Here is a 16,499-nt window from a genome sequence, read left to right as displayed (position 1 = left end):
AGGCCAACGCGGCTGCTGATGCTGCGGCCAAGGCGGCTGCCGATGCTGCGGCCAAGGCGGCTGCCGATGCTGCGGCCAAGGCGGCTGCCGATGCTGCGGCCAAGGCGGCTGCCGATGCTGCGGCCAAGGCGGCTGCCGATGCTGCTGCCAAAGCGGCTGCCGATGCTGCTGCCGATGCTGCTGCCAAAGCGGCTGCCGATGCTGCTGCCGCCAGGGAAACCTGTTCTGTGTCGTCAACTTCTGCGCTCTGTCAGGCGACGACCACCTCCGAGTCCGCAAAGCAGGCGACTGAGCAATTGGTTCGCAACACCAACATTCCGCTGGGTCAGACGTTCAAGGAAACGCCACTTATCAGTGACAAATCCAGTGAACCCGACAATAAAGATGTCGCTTCATCCAGTCCTCTTGCATCCAGCGCCACGGGTACAAAAAATGATTCCACGAAAAAAACGTACTGCAATTAAATCGCTTGTGCTGGCTGCGCTTTTGGGTTCGGCAGGATGGGTCCAGGCTGCGCCGGGGGCCGGGATCGTCACTCACTTGAGTGGACCGCTGTTCGTCAATAAAGCCGATGGCAGCATGCGGATTCTGAGTGCCCAGTCGACGATCGAGGCGGGGGATACGGTTTCGACCCAGGGCAAGGGTTATGCGCAGATCCGCTTCAGCGATGACAGTCAGCTCACGTTGCAGCCTGATACCGTGGTGACGCTCAATACCTATGTTTACGACGCATCGATGCCCGCGCAGGACCAACTGATGTTGACCCTGAAGCAGGGCGGCATACGCTCGAACGTCGGCAAACTTGGGCTGCGCAGTCTTGATCGCGTGACGCTTGTGACTCCGGCTGCGAGCATCGCCCTGAAGTCGGCCAGTGTGGTGGTGCAGTATCGTCCGGAGCCCAAACCGGTTGCCGGAATTGAACGTCTTTCCCGCTATCTGGCGGTGACGGGAGCTGAATTCGAAGCCTCAGCCCATCAGAGCGATACGTCCTATGGAGCGTTTGCATCCGTCGTTGCCGCCCGTTATTCCTACCGATTGGCCCGCGCGGTGGCCTGGCTGGACTCGAAGGTTGCAGGCGGTCAGTCGAGTGTCGCGGCGTATAACGCGCATCCTGGTCAGATCATGCCGCCCGGGTTATACGTTCAAGTCATGGATGGTTTGATCAACGTTTCCAATGGCGCTGGGTCCCTTAATTTTGCGGCCGGGCAGTTTGGCTTCACCCCCAGCTTCACGCAGCCTCCGGTTATCGTGCCGGCATCCCCGGGACTTCCGTTTACGCTACCTGTTTCGTTCTCCCCCGCAACGCCAAGTACGCCCGCCCCAAATGGATCAAGCAACGCTGTGAATTGTGAAGTGCGCTGATTCTCCAGTGAATGTTGGTTGGGTAGGATGAGCGCGCAGGGTGGTGCCGGACCGCGTGAGGCTGCAATCGCTGGCGCCACCCTGTGACAGATATCTACAGACTGGTAGCTATTTTTTGCTCTTGAGCCTCTCGTAGCTCAGGCGCAGGTCGTTGGCCCAGTCATCGAGGACCGGTTTGACGTCGTCCAGAGTCAGTTGAGTCTTTTCGTTCTCCAGCGCAGTGCCGCTGCCCTTACGTACTACTTGGGCAAGGACCTTGTTGGTTTCGGCATCCAGGAATGCCGCTTCGGTAGCGATTTCCACGCTCTGGTCGCGCCCGCCCGCAGCGGTGTTTACGGCTGCGGCCACCAAGGCGATGGGAATCACTTCATAGGGCTTGAGGCCTTCGGTGCTGGTGGATACAGCGGTGATCGCCGGGCGCATGATGAGGGTGTTCGGACCGGGTCCCTGAGCCAGGGTCATGTTTTTGCCCAGTTCACGCTTGAGCGCGCTGTCGAAGTAGCGGGTGATCGATTGCAGTGTCTGCGCCGAAATCACCTGCGTCGGTTGCGGCTTGGGGTAGAACTGACTGGGCTCGATGTACACCTGGGTGTATTTGTCGGGTTTCAGGTCCGGGTCGATCCAGCGCATCACCGGTGCACCGCTGGGGCTTTCGGCGGGCTTGAGGAGGCTGTAATCCTTGAGGAAACCCGAATACTGACTGGGATCTACCTGGGAACTGGCGCAAGCGGCCAGGCCCAGGATGGCAACGCACAATAGCGTATTGCGTAACGGCGTTTTCATTGTCTGCTTCTCGTTGGTGGGATGAGTCCCCCGAACGCATCGCTGATTACGACTCCCATGACAGCACGCTGCGTGACACAGATTCGATTGCCAGTCACACAGCACCGCCTGAGCGATTAACGTCAGGTTGTAAAGGTGCTCTGTATCGGTAAGTGCTCAAGCAACGCTAGCAGTTAAACCTGCTAGCGCCAGTGGGGGCGGGATAAATCGGATAGTCAGTTAGAACTGACTCAATGGCTGGTCGCCGCTGGACCGGTAGGAGCTGCCGAAGGCTGCGAACGGCGTTGTGTCAGTCGATCAACCTTCGTCTTGACCTGACGCCATCGCGAGCAAGCTCGCTCCTACAGAGACCTAGTTCTGTCTGGGCCACCGCGTTAATGTTCATCACGGCAAGCCCGGCTCCCACAGGTTCAGTGATTGTCTGTTGGAGCGAGGCTTGCCCGCGATCAAGGCGCCGTGCACTGTCTGGCTCACCGAGGTGTTCTTATCGCGAGCAAGCTCGGCTCCGACAGGGATCCACGTTTGGCGGTCCGACGATTGGCACACTCCTACAGGTGCCTCAATCCCCATTTTTCATCCGACGGGCCACCAGATAAATACCGAGTCCTGCCAGAGCCGTGGCCGCGCCGATGTAGCCGGTGCTGGTCCAGCCCAGGCCGGCAGTGATGGCGATCCCGCCAAACAGGGGGCCCAATGCATTGGCCAGGTTGAACGCTGCATGGTTTGAGGCCGCCGCCAGGCTGGGTGCTTCATGGGCAATGTCCATCAGGCGGATTTGCAGCGGCGCGGCCAGGGACACCATGGTGCCGACCAGGCCGATGCCCAGCAGTACGCTCCATAGCGAGCCAGCGGCGAAAGGGAAGAACAGCAACACCGCCATGGACCACACCAGCAACAGACCCACCGCGCGGAACTGCATGCGGTCAAACAGCTTGCCGCCCACGATGTTGCCGATGATGCCGCCCACACCAAACGCCGCCAGACCGAACGGGATCCATTGTGGCGCGACTTTCGTCACCTCAAGCATGGTCGGCGCCAGGTAGCTGAAGACGCAGAACATGCCAGCAAAACCGATGGCGCCAATCGCCAGCGCCATCCACACCTGGGGTTTGGTGAAAGCACTCAACTCTTTGCGCGGGTCGCTGCGGGGTTCGTCATGACGGTCGGGTACAAAGCGCCATACCAGCGCGATAGTGCACAGGGCAATCAAGCCCACCAGGGCGAACGCTGAGCGCCAGCCGAAAAACTGACCGAGGAAGGTGGCAATGGGGTTGCCCAGCAGCATGGCGAGGGTCAGGCCCATCATGACTCGCGCCACTGCACCTGCTCGTTTGTGGGCCGGGACCATGCTTGAGGCCACGACCGCTGCGATGCCGAAGTAAGCTCCGTGCGGCAAGCCGCTGATAAATCGAAAGGCCACCAGGCTGCCAAAGGTCGGGGTAAACGCCGTGGCCAGATTGCCCAGGGCGTACAGCACCATCAGCAGCAACAGCATGTGCTTGCGCAGCAGTTTGGCGCCCAGGATGGTCAGCAAGGGCGCGCCGACCATCACGCCCAGCGCATAGGCACTGATGGCGTGACCCACCTGAGGCTCAGTCAGATGAAGGTTATTGGCGATGTCGGGCATTAGCCCCATGATGGCGAACTCGCCGGTGCCGATGGCGAAACTGCCTACGGCCATGGCCGCTAGCATCTTGGCGGCAGAGCGCGCGGGCAATATAAGGCCGGGGGGTTGCTGGATAGACATGCGACGCACTGTTCTCTAAGAGGGGTCAAAAAAGAAGCCGCCGATGCTAACCAGCAAAGGCGAAGGCGTCTAGAACAGCAGCGGGCGTGAGAGTTCCGAAAAAAAGGCTCTTCGGCCGGGGGTTGACGTGTTGTCGGTTCCAACTTGCAAGCACTGGCTAATGCGACGACACGTAGAGGGAAGGCGTGGCCGGTGCTGGCAGCGCATAGGTCGCTTTCATCCATTCGATTTCGGCCTGGGGCGTACGACCGAAGAAGCGTTTGAACTCGCGGCTGAATTGCGAAGCGCTTTCATAGCCCACATTGAACGCAGCACTGGAAGCGCTCATCGCGTTGCGCAGCATCAACAGTCGCGCCTGGTGCAAGCGCGTGGACTTCAGGTATTGCATGGGAGATGAGTCCGTGACGCTGCGAAAATGCACGTGGAAACTGGGCACACTCATGCTGGCTTCATTAGCCAGAGTCTCGACATCCAGGTGCTCAGCGTAGCAGCCATGGATTTTTCGGATCGCCCTGGAGATCTTGCCAAAATGCCCTTGGCGATTGAGTGCTGCTCGCAGTGAGCCACCTTGTTCGCCGGTGAGAATGCGGTAATAGATTTCCCGGATCAGTGACGGACCCAGTATCTGCGCCTCTGCAGAGTTGCTCATGGCTTCAAGGAAGCGCAATGTCGAGCAGTGCAGCAACTCGTCCATGGGCGAGGCGTACATGCCTTTGGGCTGGGCATCATTGGGTCCCAGCGTCTCATCGACCTGCAGGACCAGCTCACTGGCAAGCTGGAAATTCAGACGCATGTAGACCGCTAGCATGGGCTCTGACTCGCTGGCATCGGTCTCCATAGTGAAGGGCACGGGCACCGAGACGACAAGGTAGTGCCGGGCGTCGTAGACATAGACGTCGTCGCCCAGATAGCCGCGCTTGCGTCCTTGGCACAGGATCACGATTCCGGGGTCGTACAGAACCGGTGTGCGGGTCAGTGGGCGGTTGGAACGCAGAAACCTGATGTCTTCCAGTGCACTGAGGTTGTAGCCCTCAACCGGCGCAAGCTGCTCCATCAGTTTCACCATGCGCTGGATACTTGCATTAGCCTGAGTCATCAACGTCCCCTGTGCTTGCCGTTCAGCCATCGGTTGACCGAGTCAGCGCTTCCCATTGATCGATTTCACGCGCCGCACTGGCAAACTTGTCACGAACCCGGCCCAGTGCGTCACTGCCCAGTAATACATGTGCGGGCGGCGTTGAGCTGGCAATAACCTGTAACATCGCCAGCGCTGCCTTGCGCGGATCGCCAGGCTGTTTGCCACTCCTTTCTTCACGCGCTCTGCGGATCGGGTCGAAGCTGGCGTCGTAATCGGCAATGCTTCGCTGCGTACGTTGCATGGACCGGCCTGCCCAGTCAGTACGAAATGAGCCGGGAGCAACAGCGGTGACGAAGATATTGAAAGGCTGCAATTCTTTGGAAAGGGTATCGGAGATACCTTCCAGCGCAAACTTGCTGCCACAGTAGTAGGCAATACCCGGCATGGTGACAGTGCCGCCCATGGACGTAATGTTCAGGATGTGGCCACCTCGACGCTCGCGAAAATAAGGCAGGAACGCCTTGATCATCGCCACGGCACCGAACACATTGACGTCGAACTGGCGACGCATTTCGTCCAGTGGCGACTCTTCGAGGATACCCTCATGACCATAGCCTGCGTTATTCACCAGTACATCCACCGGACCGTGAGTCGCCTCTACGTCCTGGATGACGCTGTCGATCCGGGCAAAATCCGTGACATCCAGAATGACCCCGTGGGCATTGTCTGCCGATAGGCTTTCAAAAGCCCGTAATGCCTCTTCACTGCGCACAGTCCCGATGACGCGATGGCCGGCCGCCAGGGCTTCTTGTGCCAAGGCATTACCAAAACCGCTGCTGACGCCGGTGATAAAAAGGGTTTTTCCGCTGGTCATGGCAACCTCCGACAAGTAGGTAGGAGCCCATGTTAACTATCGCTGATGAGGCTACCTATGCCGGTTAGTCTTTGAGCATTGCCTATTCCTATCAGCGTCCGGGGTTCTCGGCTAGGCGACGATCGCACGAAACAAGAGGAATGAGATGCCTGCAGAAAATCCGCAAGCCGTGCCTTGGACGCTCTGGCTTGCCAAGGGACAAGTACTGACTGATCGCGCCAAACGCGAGCCCTTACTTCAGAAGAAAGCCCAAGACATGAGCGGTGAAGAGATCGCCGGCCTCCACATTCGAAAGGTGCGCCGCCGGCAACTCGACCAGCTCCGCGCCTCTAATGGCGTCCGCCAGAAACTGCCCGTCTGCAACTGAAGTTACCGGGTCCTGCGTGCCACAGACGATCAAGGCAGGTAAATCGGCCAACGCAATCTGCTCACGGAAGTCGGCGTCACGCACGGCTGAGCAGTTGGCGGCGTAACCTGCGGGCGATGTGGTGGCGAGCATCTGGACCAGGCGATTGACCGTGTCGGGCTGCTTGGCCGCGAATTGTGGGGTGAACCAGCGTGAAACAGTGGCGTCGCGCAGGGCTTGCATCGCAGCTGTGCCGTCACGAAGAACCATTTCGATACGCGGATTCCAGATCTCAGGACTGGCGATTCTGGCTGCGGTATTGCACAGGACGACACGATCCAACCGTTGTGGTGCGTTGAGCATCAACCACTGGCCAATCAGACCGCCCATGGACAGGCCACAGAAACTGACACGTTGAATATTCAATCCGTCCAGCAGTGCAAGGACATCACGCCCGTTCTGCGCAATGGAATAGGGCCCTGCGCTGACCAACGAATGCCCATGGCCTCGAGTGTCATAGCGCAATACCTGGAAATGCTCATTCAGCGTCGGGACCTGTTCATCCCACATGCCCAGATGGGTACCGAGTGAGTTTGACAGCAGTAAAACCGGAGCTGTTGCAGGGCCATCGAGCTGATAGTAGAGGTCGCCGTCAGGCAAAGAGAGGGTGGGCATGGCGATTCCTTCAAGGCCATCGATGATCAGACTCAATCAACCATGGCCCTGGGTGCAGTGAATGGATTAAGGAGAGGGCGGCGGTCAATCTTCCAGCGCGCGAACTCGCTCCTGACGATGTTCGGCCTTGGGTTCTGCTGTGCTCAGCAAGGTGAAATCGAATTCGATCTCGGCAAAGCGCCCGCTGATGCCATGGGCTTCGGCTTTAGCTTCATCGTCGAAAAAGTTGATCTCGGCGATCAGTTCATCACGGGTGGCATAGGCGAAATCATCGTGCAGGTATTTGTCTCCCGCCAGGTTGATTTGAGTGGTCAGATGCCGATGGCCCGGGGCTGAAATGAAGAAGTGAATATGGGCGGGCCGCTGGCCGTGACGACCCAACTGGTCCAGCAACTGCTGAGTCGGGCCATCGGGCGGGCAGCCATAGCCTGATGGGACGATGCTACGAAAACGATAGCGGCCCTCGGCGTCGGTCTCGATGCGGCGACGCAGGTTGAATTCTGACTGCGACGCGTCGAAGTAGGAGTAGGTGCCGCCTGTGTTGGCGTGCCAGACATCGACAATAGCGCCCGCTAGCGGTTGGCCGTCGGTATCAAGAATCTGGCCCTGCATGAACAGGGTGGTGCCATCGTCCAGGCCGTCGTCCAGACGCGCTTCATATTTGCTTAATGGCGCACCGGCCACATATAACGGGCCTTCGATGGTCCGTGGCGTGCCGCCCGCCAGACCAGCGGCTTCATCCTCAGCATCCATAAGCAGATCCAGATAATGTTCCAGACCCAGACCGGCGACCAACAGACCGGCTTCCTGACGACTGCCCAATTCGTTGAAGTAATTGACGGCTCTCCAGAATTCCTCGGGGCTGATCTGCAGGTCTTCGATGATCTTGATCGAGTCGGTAAGAACGCGATGAACCACCGTCTTCATCCGTTGGCTGCCTTGCTCGTTGTCAAAGCCGCTGGCCTGTTCAAAGAACTTCTGTACTTCGGGGGTCTGAGATATGCGTACCGTCATGGCTGTGTCCTCATCTTGTTTTTATAAAAGTTGCTCAGCATCAGGTCGTGCTGGCTACGGATTAGCGATCGTCGTCATGCACCGAAGAGGGATGACGACACAGCGCCATGACTTCGATCTCCATGTACGGGTAAAGCGGCAGTTGCATCAGCGTGTCGTGCAAAGTCTGGGCGTCGGCCACATCGAACACACTGACATTGGCGTACAGACCCGCGATACGCCACAGGTGGCGCCAGGTGCCTTCGCGTTGCAAGCGCTGAGCCAGTTCCTTTTCGTCGGCTTTCAAGCGGGCCGCCTGATCGGCGGGCATGTCGTGGGGCAGTTTTACGGTCATGCGAACATGAAACAACATGGATCGAATCTCCCTGATGTACGTGGTGCGTGGGCACTCTGGTGACCTGTGCCGTTAACGGCGCTGGAAATGCTTGAGGCGTTGGTTATCAAGTTCGATCCCGAGCCCGGGGCCGTTCGGAATCACGAGCTGAAAGTCTCGATAGGTCAGAGGCTCGGCCAGAATGTCGTCGGTCAGCAGCAGTGGGCCGAACAGCTCGGTATGCCATTCGATGCGGCCCAGTGTCGCAAAGGCGTGAGCCGAAGCCAAAGTCCCTATTCCGCCCTCGAGCATAGTGCCGCCGTACAGAGCAATACCGGCGGCTTCGGCGATGGCTGCAGTACGCAGCACAGCACGTGGCCCGCCGTTCTTGGCGATCTTCAGCGCGAAGACAGGCGCGGCTCCTGACCGGGCCAGGGCAAAACTGTCTTCGACGCTTTCAATGGCTTCGTCGGCCATGATGGGTACCGGGCTGCGGGCGCTGACCCGGGCTTGAGCCTCCCGATCATAACGAGGAATGGGCTGTTCGATCAGGTCGACACCCGCATCGCCGAGCATTTGGCAGCCGCGCATCGCGGTGGCTTCGCTCCAGGCCTGGTTTAGATCGACCCGCACGCTGGCGCGGTCGCCGAGAGCGCGTTTGATCGCTGCGACGTGGGCGATATCTTTGGCCGGTTCACCCGCGCCAATCTTCAGTTTGAAAATCCGATGGCGACGGATATCGAGCATGCGCTCGGCTTCTTCGATGTCTTTTTCAGTATTTCCGCTGGCCAGGGTCCAGGCGACCTCAAGGCCATCGCGCACCCGGCCACCCAGCAACTCGGCAATGGGCAGCCCGAGGCGTTTGCCTTGAGCATCCAGCAGTGCGGTCTCGACAGCGGATTTGGCGAAGGTATTGCCACGTATCACTTTCTCGAGGCGCAACATGGCCGCATTGATATTGCTCGCGTCCTGGCCAATGAGCATGGGCGAGAAATACGTGTCGATATTGGTCTTGATGCTTTCCGGGCTCTCATTGCCATAAGAAAGGCCACCGATGGTAGTGGCTTCGCCAAGGCCTTCAATGCCATCGCTGCATTGCAATCGCAGGATCACAAGGGTCTGGTTCTGCATGGTGTGCATGGCCAGCTTGTGCGGGCGGATAGTGGGCAAATCAACAATGAAGGTTTCGAGGCTGGTGATACTGATCATTGGAAGATCCTGATCGAGGGTTGCATGGAGCAAGTCCATATCCCTGGGGTTTTTTATTTGTCTGACGCAAAGGTTGCATCCCCGTAAGCGTGGGGTCCAATATTGAATGGGTCTGGTTTGATACCTTGGAGGTATCGTGGAGTTGCGTCATTTGCGTTATTTCCGCGTGGTTGCGGAAACCCTCAATTTCACCCGCGCTGCTGAGCAGCTGCATTTGGCTCAACCCCCTTTGAGTCGGCAGATCCAGCAGTTGGAAGAGGAGTTGGGCGTATCATTGCTCGAGCGCAGCCGTCCTTTGCGACTGACCGAGGCTGGACGATTTTTCTACGAGCATTCGGTGCAATTACTCGAGCAGTTGGGGCGTGTTTGTGAGGATACCCGGCGTATTGAAAACGGGCAGCGGCGCTGGCTGGGTATCGGTTTTGCCCCTTCGACGCTGTACGGCGCGTTGCCGGAACTGATCAGACGTTTGCGCAGCGATGGCGGCATTGAGCTGGGGCTGCTGGAAATGGTCACCTTGCAGCAGGTTGAAGCCCTGAAAGCCGGTCGTATCGACATCGGCTTCGGACGTATCCACATTGACGATGCGGCGGTGGTGCAGAAAGTCGTTCGGCAAGACCCTCTGGTGGCGGCCCTTCCGGCGGGGCATCACTTGCTGGGCGCGCCGGTCAGTCTGGCGCAACTGGCTCAAGAGCCTTTTGTGCTTTACCCAGGCAATGTCCGCCCCAGCTACGCCGACCATGTGCTGAAGCTGTTTGGGCGTCACGACCTGAAAATTCATGTGGCGCAAATGACCAACGAACTGCAGACCGCCATTGGTTTGGTGGCCGCAGGCATTGGTATCACGCTGGTGCCCGCGTCGGTACAACGGTTGCACCGGGACGATATCGGCTACGCACCACTGCTGGACCCTTCGGCGACCTCGCCCATCATTGTCAGCTACCGGGCAGGGGACAAATCAGCCTTGCTCGTTCAATGCCTGCAATGGATCAGTGAGCTAGGGTTGAATGACCCGAACCCAATCATGCAGGAGTGAAGATGAACATTCAGCTAAATACCAAGCGTGCTCTGGTCACCGCTTCGACCGGTGGGATAGGTTTCGCGATTGCCAAAGGGCTCGCCGAGGCTGGCGCAGAGGTGGTGATCAATGGTCGCAGTGAAGCTTCTGTAAAGGACGCCGTTGCCAGACTGTCGAGCGCTGTGCCCGGCGCTACCATTACCGGCGTTGCCGCAGATCTCAGCAGTGCAGAGGGCGTTGAAACACTGCTGCAGGGTGCCGGGCCTATTGATGTGCTGGTGAACAATGCCGGGATTTATGGCCCGCAGGACTTTTTTGAGACTGAAGACGAGGTTTGGGACAACTATTGGCAGACCAATGTCATGTCAGGTGTACGCCTGAGCCGCGCGCTGTTGCCAGCCATGGTTGCCAGGAATTGGGGCAGGGTGGTATTCGTGTCCTCTGAGTCGGCACGTAACATCCCGGCGGACATGATCCACTATGGCGTCTCCAAAACCGCCCAGCTGGCATTGGCCCGCGGCCTGGCCAAGCGCGTCGCGGGTAGCGGCGTGACCGTCAATAGCGTGCTGCCGGGCCCGACCTTGTCCGACGGCGTTGCCGTCATGTTGCAAAGCGAAGTCGTGCGCACTGGCAATTCCCTTGAAGAAGCCGCCAAAGCGTTCGTTGCCGAGCATCGTCCCAGCTCGATCATTCAGCGTGCTGCAACCGTCGAAGAAGTCGCCAACATGATCGTCTACGTGTGCTCGCCTCAAGCGTCGGCCACCACGGGCGCCGCGCTCAGGGTTGATGGCGGTGTGGTAGATGACATCGTTTGAGGAAACTCGGCACCCTCGATCATCGTTGCTCACCGAAGCTTTCGTAAAGCGGCGGATGAGTTGGGTTTGTCGGCGTCCACCCTCAGCCATTTGATAAGAACGCTGGAGGCAAGGCTCGGGGTCAGGTTGCTCAATCGCACAACCCGCAGCGTCTCTCCGACGGCGGCGGGTGAGCGCCTGCTGAGTCGGTTGACACCGGTACTGCGTGAGTTTGCGCTGGCGGTAGATGAAGTGAACGAGTATCGGGATCTCCCAAGCGGCACATTGCGCATCAATGCCAGTGAGCAGGCGGCCCGGGTTTTGATGGAATCGGCGCTGCCGAAATTTCTCGGACGTTTCCCGCAGATGGCGATTGATCTGGTCACCGATGGCCGCCTGGTTGATATCGTTGCCAATGGCTTCGACGCTGGCATTCGTCTGGGTGAGTCAGTACCTCAAGACATGATTGCCGTGGCCATAGGGTCGGACATGCGTTTTATCACTGTCGCTTCACCTGACTACCTCACCAGGCATCCCCGCCCACTGACGCCAGATGACCTGCTTCGCCATCAGTGCATCGGCATCCGCATGCCCAGTGGTAAACCCTATCGATGGGAGTTTGAAAAACATGGGCAGGAATGCGTCATCGATCCGAAAGGCCAACTGACCCTCGACAACCCGGAAATCATGGCCGACGCCGCCATTTCCGGACTCGGCATCGCTTATGTGCCGGAGCGCGTGGTCTCGGGATCCCTTGCAGATGCTCGGCTGGTGACGGTTCTGGAAGATTGGTGCCCGCGTATTCCCGGATTGTTTTTGTATTATCCGGGGCATCGCCATATCCCTTCAGGCTTACAGGCATTCATTGAGGTCTTGAGGGAATGCGCTGCAGCCACTGATGAGCGTCGTGACGCTTAGGACTCTCTGCCGCTCGAAGGGATGGCCTTACATTCACTTAAGCTCACGCACACCGCTGAAATCTTCCATACATTTAATTTTGAGTGACATCCCGTGCTATCGTATCCGCCAATCGGTATAGGGTAGGGGGGTATGGTATGAGCCATGTGGCGGCGAATAAAGACGGTCTACTCAAACGTGTGAAGCGTATTGCCGGGCAGATCCAGGCCGTGCAGCGGGCTTTGGAGGCTGATGACGATTGCGCCAAGACACTGCACCTGGTCGCGGCGACTCGCGGTGCGATCAATGGCTTGATGGATGAAATCATCGAGGACCACGCCAGAGAGCACGTTGCCGACCCAAGCCTCAGTGATGAGGAACGTAGCAAGGGGGTCGAAGAGCTTCTGGAGGCGATCCGACGCTATTCCAAGTGATGCCGCAGGCGGGATTATGAACAGCAGCCATCGCTACACCCATGAGCACGTCTACCTTGGCTCGGCTCATGATGAAAATGCCAGACGCACGCTCTGGGTGGTAATGCTCACCGTTGTCATGATGGCGGGTGAAATAGCCGCCGGCTACATGACGGGCTCCATGGCGCTGCTCGCCGATGGATTTCACATGGCGACCCACGCGGGAGCACTTGGCATCGCTTCGGCGGCTTACGCTTATGCAAAGCGCAACGCCAAGAGCCAGCGTTTCAGCTTTGGCACCGGCAAGGTCGGTGATCTGGGCGGCTTCGCCTCGGCCTTGATACTGGGGCTGGTCTCCCTGGGAATCGCTGTAGAGTCAGTTATTCGGCTGTTCCAGCCAACCCAGGTTGAGTTCGGCACCGCTACGCTCATCGCCGTGGTCGGCTTGTTGGTCAACATCGTCAGCGCACTGTTGCTCGGTCACGGCCACAACCATGGGCATTCACATGAGCATGAGCATCAACACGGCCACGAGCATCGCCATGGCCACGACAACAACCTCAGGTCGGCCTACGTTCACGTGCTGGCTGATGCCCTGACATCCGTGCTGGCCATTGCCGCGCTGCTGGCCGGGCGGTATTTGGGTTGGGTCTGGCTCGACCCGGTGATGGGGATTGTCGGGGCAATTGTCATTGCGCGCTGGGCATGGCTGTTGATGGGGGCGACCGCTGTCGTCCTTCTGGATCAAACCGATGAGCATGTCGCCGAGGAGATCCGTGAACTGGTTGAGCGGGCCGGTGATGCGACCGTCACAGACTTGCATGTCTGGCGTCTGGGCCCCGAGGCTCATGCGGCTATCGTCAGTGTGCTGGGCCAATCCACAACGAGCGCGGACAGCATTCGCGAGCTTCTCAAACCAGTTCACGAAGTCAGCCACCTGACCGTCGAGTTTCGAACCGTCGCTTCAAGCTGATTGGTTGAAAGGCCCGCGACAGCCCAGGTCGCTCGGGCCTGTCGGGGGTCAGAATCTGTTGAGTGGAATCTTCAAGCTGCACATACCGCTTTCATCCGCAGGTGGCAGGTTTCCAGCCCGGATGTTGACCTGAATGGCCGGGAGCAGAAGCGCCGGAACCGCCAGGCCCGCATCTCGGGCGGTGCGCATCCGTACAAATGACGCCATGTCGGTTTCGTCATTGACGTGAATGTTCATCTTGCGTTGCTCGGCAACCGTGGTTACCCACGAGGCCTCTCTGCCGGCGGGCGGGTAGTCATGGCACATGTATAGCTGTGTATCGGCGGGCAAGCTCAGCAGACGTTTGATTGAACGATACAGTTGCTGCGCGTCGCCTCCAGGGAAGTCGCATCGGGCTGTCCCGACGTCAGGCATGAACAGCGTATCTCCGACAAACACATGCTTTTCATCGACCTGGTACGCCACATCGGCCGGTGTATGGCCAGGTACGTGCAAGGCACGGACCTCTATTGCGCCAATATGAAAGGTCTCGTCTGCTTCAAACAGTTTGTCGAATTGTGAGCCGTCGAGCCTGAAGGTCGGCTCAAGATTGTAGATATCACGAAAAACGCGCTGCACAGAGGTGATGGCTGCCCCGATACCAATCTTGCCGCCCAGTTTGCCCCGCAGATAAGCACTTGCTGACAAATGATCGGCGTGAGCGTGGGTCTCCAGGAGCCATTGCACCTGCAACTGATTGTCATTGATAAATCCTGCGATGCGATCTGCGCTGTCGGTCTGGATGCGTCCGGCCTTGGCGTCGTAATCCAGCACAGGATCGACAATGGCGCAAGCGCCGCCCGGGCCCTCGAAAATCACATAGCTCACCGTAGAGGTCGCGGTGTCATAGAAGCCTTGGATCTGGGCGGGCATGGGGGAATCTCCTCAATCTACGTCATTACAATATATTGAAACATATACTATCTACTCGTAGACTGTCGATCAGCATATCTCGGGGCTCTTGAATGTCTGCTCAATTAACCAATGAGGAAATCGGTCTCCTGCGAGATTCGGCATCCAAGGCGTGCGCGTTGCTCAAGGCCTTGGCGAACGAAGACCGTTTGTTGCTGCTCTGCCAACTGACGCAAGGCGAGCGCAATGTCGGCGAGCTTGAGGCGTTGTCGGGTATCCGCCAGCCAACCCTGTCGCAACAGCTGGGTGTGCTGCGCGACGAGGGCATGGTCAATACCCGGAGAATGGGCAAATTCATCTACTACTCCCTCGCAAGCTTTGAAGTTGTGTCGGTCATGCAGACGCTGTCGGGGCTGTACTGCGGGCAGGCCCTCAAGAAGTAAAGCCTGGCGACCCCGTCGGTATCGGTGATCAATCCATTCAAACGGTTGGCCAGGTACCGACGTCAGGGCAATCACGTACCTGTTTTACCTGGAGTCTGTAATGGAGCAAGTGGTAAAGCGTATAGACGAATCTTTCTCTGTGGCGGGTCAGCTCGAGCTTGCTGATTTGCCCGAGTTGAAAGCACTGGGTTTCCGCACGGTGATCTGCAACCGTCCGGATCATGAGGGTGGCCCGGAGCAACCCGACCATAGCTCAATGGAACGGGCCGCACAGGCGCTGGGTTTAGCGTTTCACTACCTGCCGGTTCTAACCTCTGGTGCCACGTCAGAGCAGGCTGGTGAATTGCAAGCGCGCCTGGATGAGCTGCCCAAGCCGATCCTCGCCTACTGCCGCACCGGCAATCGATCCTCGAAACTCTACGAGGCCGCCACCCATGGGGCGCGTGAGGTCCCTCGCTATGACGTTGTCGTGGTCGGCGGTGGGTCGGCGGGTATTGCGGTGTGTGCCAGCCTTCTCAAGCGCGATGCGTCTTTACGCATCGGCATCGTTGAGCCGAGTTCAGAACACTACTACCAACCGGCATGGACCCTGGTCGGCGCTGGCGCTTATGACATTGCCGACACCGTTCGCCCTATGGCGAGTGTCATCCCTAAAGGCGCCTCTTGGATCAAGGCATCCGTGTCTGCATTTGCCCCAGAACGAAAGGTTGTACTGCTCAGCGATGGCACCGAGCTGGCTTACCAACAGTTGGTGGTGTGCCCAGGCCTTCAATTGGCCTGGGAAAAAATCGAGGGCCTTGAAGAAACCCTCGGCAAACACGGCGTGACATCGAATTACCGACATGACCTGGCTGCTTACACCTGGGAGCTGATCCGTTCCCTGAGTTCCGGCCAAGTGCTCTTCACCCAGCCGCCGATGCCTATCAAATGTGCAGGCGCTCCCCAAAAAGCGATGTACCTGTCCTGTGATCACTGGCGCAAAGAGGGGCGGCTGGATTCCATTTCGGTGGAGTTCAACCTGGCCGCACCGGTGCTGTTCGGGGTCGCAACCTTTGTGCCTCCCCTCATGAAATATGTGGAGTCCTACGGCGCCAAACTTGCCTTCCAGTCCAACCTTGTCAAAGTTGACGGCGCGAACAAAACCGCCTGGTTTGATGTGACCGACAGCAGCGGAAATGTCAGCCACGTGCAAAAGCGCTTCGATGTGTTGCACGTCGTGCCTCCTCAGCAGGCCCCGGATTTCATTCGGCGCAGTGAGCTGGCCGATACGGCGGGTTGGTTCGACGCCGAGCCTGCGACGCTGCAGCATCGACGTTACCCCGACATCTTCGGAGCGGGCGATGTCTGCGGGACGACTAACGCCAAGACTGCAGCGGCGGCGCGTAAACAGGTCGTGGTGGTCGCGGATAATCTGATGGCGCGGCGCAAAGGCGCATTGCTGCCCGGTCGTTATGACGGCTACGGCTCGTGTCCACTGACCGTCGAATACGGGAAGGTGATACTCGCGGAGTTCGGTTACGGCGCGAAGCTTCTGCCCACATTTCCTCTGGAACCCACCGTTGCGCGCAGAACAGCCTGGTTGCTGAAGGCCCGCTTGCTTCCGTGGTTTTACTGGAATGGCATGCTCAAAGGCCGCGAGTGGTTTACCGACTGTTCCTCTAACTGAGTA

General features: G+C 58.5%; 18 protein-coding genes. 9 read left to right on the top strand and 9 right to left on the bottom strand.

Annotation, left to right across the window (positions count from 1 at the left end; all coding sequences use genetic code 11):
* On the top strand, positions 1-464 hold a 464-nt coding region (locus IV01_RS26905; protein WP_195758830.1), incomplete at its 5' end, for a hypothetical protein.
* On the top strand, positions 433-1,362 hold the full coding sequence (locus IV01_RS00785) for a FecR family protein (RefSeq protein ID WP_032631827.1): 930 nt from the start codon (positions 433-435) through the stop codon (positions 1,360-1,362). The genes IV01_RS26905 and IV01_RS00785, both read left to right, overlap by 32 nt.
* 108 nt (positions 1,363-1,470) lie before the next feature.
* Here IV01_RS00785 and IV01_RS00790 read toward each other — a convergent pair whose 3' ends face one another.
* The 8 genes from IV01_RS00790 to IV01_RS00825 form a co-directional block, all read right to left on the bottom strand.
* Complete coding sequence (locus tag IV01_RS00790; protein ID WP_032631826.1) at positions 1,471-2,145, bottom strand: DUF3313 domain-containing protein; 675 nt, start codon at positions 2,143-2,145, stop codon at positions 1,471-1,473.
* 559 nt (positions 2,146-2,704) lie between these two features.
* Positions 2,705-3,892 (bottom strand): MFS transporter, encoded by a 1,188-nt coding sequence (locus IV01_RS00795; protein WP_032631825.1) that lies wholly within the window; start codon positions 3,890-3,892, stop codon positions 2,705-2,707.
* Between the two features lie 157 nt (positions 3,893-4,049).
* Positions 4,050-4,988 carry an AraC family transcriptional regulator gene (locus tag IV01_RS00800; protein ID WP_032631824.1) on the bottom strand — a complete coding sequence of 313 codons (939 nt, stop codon included), beginning with the start codon at positions 4,986-4,988 and terminating at the stop codon, positions 4,050-4,052.
* Positions 4,989-5,010: 22 nt separating this feature from the next.
* Entirely contained in the window at positions 5,011-5,844 is an 834-nt protein-coding gene (locus IV01_RS00805; RefSeq protein ID WP_032631821.1) for an oxidoreductase, read from the bottom strand.
* A 232-nt stretch (positions 5,845-6,076) separates the two neighbouring features.
* Complete coding sequence (pcaD, locus tag IV01_RS00810) at positions 6,077-6,865, bottom strand: 3-oxoadipate enol-lactonase (protein ID WP_032631820.1); 789 nt, start codon at positions 6,863-6,865, stop codon at positions 6,077-6,079.
* A gap of 84 nt (positions 6,866-6,949) precedes the next feature.
* Positions 6,950-7,879: a catechol 1,2-dioxygenase gene (gene catA, locus IV01_RS00815; protein WP_032631819.1), complete on the bottom strand. Its 930-nt coding sequence runs from the start codon at positions 7,877-7,879 to the stop codon at positions 6,950-6,952.
* A gap of 61 nt (positions 7,880-7,940) precedes the next feature.
* Entirely contained in the window at positions 7,941-8,231 is a 291-nt protein-coding gene (gene catC / locus IV01_RS00820; RefSeq protein WP_032631817.1) for a muconolactone Delta-isomerase, read from the bottom strand.
* 54 nt (positions 8,232-8,285) lie between these two features.
* A complete protein-coding gene (locus IV01_RS00825; RefSeq protein ID WP_032631816.1) occupies positions 8,286-9,401 on the bottom strand; it encodes a muconate/chloromuconate family cycloisomerase in 1,116 nt (371 codons plus the stop codon).
* Positions 9,402-9,537: 136 nt separating this feature from the next.
* Here IV01_RS00825 and IV01_RS0125665 point away from each other — a divergent pair, with 136 nt between their 5' ends.
* The 5 genes from IV01_RS0125665 to dmeF all read left to right on the top strand — a co-directional run bounded on the left by IV01_RS0125665 (position 9,538) and on the right by dmeF (position 13,496).
* Positions 9,538-10,437, top strand: a complete 900-nt coding sequence (locus IV01_RS0125665) for a LysR family transcriptional regulator (protein ID WP_032631814.1) — start codon at positions 9,538-9,540, stop codon at positions 10,435-10,437.
* A 2-nt stretch (positions 10,438-10,439) separates the two neighbouring features.
* Positions 10,440-11,234: an SDR family NAD(P)-dependent oxidoreductase gene (locus tag IV01_RS00830; protein ID WP_032631813.1), complete on the top strand. Its 795-nt coding sequence runs from the start codon at positions 10,440-10,442 to the stop codon at positions 11,232-11,234.
* An 18-nt stretch (positions 11,235-11,252) separates the two neighbouring features.
* The gene (locus tag IV01_RS0125660; RefSeq protein WP_050508066.1) at positions 11,253-12,131 is read left to right on the top strand and encodes a LysR family transcriptional regulator; all 879 of its coding nucleotides are present in this window, start codon (positions 11,253-11,255) and stop codon (positions 12,129-12,131) included.
* A 137-nt stretch (positions 12,132-12,268) separates the two neighbouring features.
* Entirely contained in the window at positions 12,269-12,544 is a 276-nt protein-coding gene (locus IV01_RS00835; protein ID WP_032631811.1) for a metal/formaldehyde-sensitive transcriptional repressor, read from the top strand.
* 16 nt (positions 12,545-12,560) lie between these two features.
* Positions 12,561-13,496, top strand: a complete 936-nt coding sequence (gene dmeF / locus IV01_RS00840; RefSeq protein WP_032631810.1) for a CDF family Co(II)/Ni(II) efflux transporter DmeF — start codon at positions 12,561-12,563, stop codon at positions 13,494-13,496.
* A gap of 48 nt (positions 13,497-13,544) precedes the next feature.
* Here the strand turns inward: dmeF and IV01_RS00845 are convergent, their stop codons facing one another.
* Positions 13,545-14,408: an MBL fold metallo-hydrolase gene (locus IV01_RS00845; protein WP_032631809.1), complete on the bottom strand. Its 864-nt coding sequence runs from the start codon at positions 14,406-14,408 to the stop codon at positions 13,545-13,547.
* A 92-nt stretch (positions 14,409-14,500) separates the two neighbouring features.
* Between IV01_RS00845 and IV01_RS00850 the strand changes: the two genes are divergently transcribed.
* Both IV01_RS00850 and IV01_RS00855 read left to right on the top strand, forming a co-directional pair.
* Positions 14,501-14,830, top strand: coding sequence for an ArsR/SmtB family transcription factor (locus IV01_RS00850; protein WP_032631808.1), 330 nt, complete (start codon positions 14,501-14,503; stop codon positions 14,828-14,830).
* Between the two features lie 100 nt (positions 14,831-14,930).
* Positions 14,931-16,496: a bifunctional protein tyrosine phosphatase family protein/NAD(P)/FAD-dependent oxidoreductase gene (locus IV01_RS00855; protein ID WP_080290428.1), complete on the top strand. Its 1,566-nt coding sequence runs from the start codon at positions 14,931-14,933 to the stop codon at positions 16,494-16,496.
* Positions 16,497-16,499: the final 3 nt, after the last annotated feature.

Source organism: Pseudomonas syringae, from assembly GCF_000737245.1.
Classification (GTDB): Bacteria; Pseudomonadota; Gammaproteobacteria; order Pseudomonadales; family Pseudomonadaceae; genus Aquipseudomonas; species Aquipseudomonas syringae_J.
Note: the sequence above shows the minus strand (reverse complement) of the source record. Positions and strands in the feature narration are given on the sequence as shown.

Excerpts from the sequence above, each read along its gene's own strand:
- IV01_RS00830 (WP_032631813.1), top strand. The coding sequence starts at position 10,440 with ATGAACATTCAGCTAAATACCAAGCGTGCTCTGGTCACCGCTTCGACC.
- dmeF (WP_032631810.1), top strand. The coding sequence starts at position 12,561 with ATGAACAGCAGCCATCGCTACACCCATGAGCACGTCTACCTTGGCTCG.
- catA (WP_032631819.1), bottom strand. The coding sequence starts at position 7,879 with ATGACGGTACGCATATCTCAGACCCCCGAAGTACAGAAGTTCTTTGAA.
- IV01_RS00785 (WP_032631827.1), top strand. The coding sequence starts at position 433 with ATGATTCCACGAAAAAAACGTACTGCAATTAAATCGCTTGTGCTGGCT.
- catC (WP_032631817.1), bottom strand. The coding sequence starts at position 8,231 with ATGTTGTTTCATGTTCGCATGACCGTAAAACTGCCCCACGACATGCCC.
- IV01_RS00795 (WP_032631825.1), bottom strand. The coding sequence starts at position 3,892 with ATGTCTATCCAGCAACCCCCCGGCCTTATATTGCCCGCGCGCTCTGCC.
- IV01_RS00855 (WP_080290428.1), top strand. The coding sequence starts at position 14,931 with ATGGAGCAAGTGGTAAAGCGTATAGACGAATCTTTCTCTGTGGCGGGT.
- IV01_RS00835 (WP_032631811.1), top strand. The coding sequence starts at position 12,269 with ATGAGCCATGTGGCGGCGAATAAAGACGGTCTACTCAAACGTGTGAAG.
- IV01_RS00800 (WP_032631824.1), bottom strand. The coding sequence starts at position 4,988 with ATGACTCAGGCTAATGCAAGTATCCAGCGCATGGTGAAACTGATGGAG.
- IV01_RS00790 (WP_032631826.1), bottom strand. The coding sequence starts at position 2,145 with ATGAAAACGCCGTTACGCAATACGCTATTGTGCGTTGCCATCCTGGGC.
- IV01_RS00850 (WP_032631808.1), top strand. The coding sequence starts at position 14,501 with ATGTCTGCTCAATTAACCAATGAGGAAATCGGTCTCCTGCGAGATTCG.
- pcaD (WP_032631820.1), bottom strand. The coding sequence starts at position 6,865 with ATGCCCACCCTCTCTTTGCCTGACGGCGACCTCTACTATCAGCTCGAT.
- IV01_RS00805 (WP_032631821.1), bottom strand. The coding sequence starts at position 5,844 with ATGACCAGCGGAAAAACCCTTTTTATCACCGGCGTCAGCAGCGGTTTT.
- IV01_RS00825 (WP_032631816.1), bottom strand. The coding sequence starts at position 9,401 with ATGATCAGTATCACCAGCCTCGAAACCTTCATTGTTGATTTGCCCACT.
- IV01_RS00845 (WP_032631809.1), bottom strand. The coding sequence starts at position 14,408 with ATGCCCGCCCAGATCCAAGGCTTCTATGACACCGCGACCTCTACGGTG.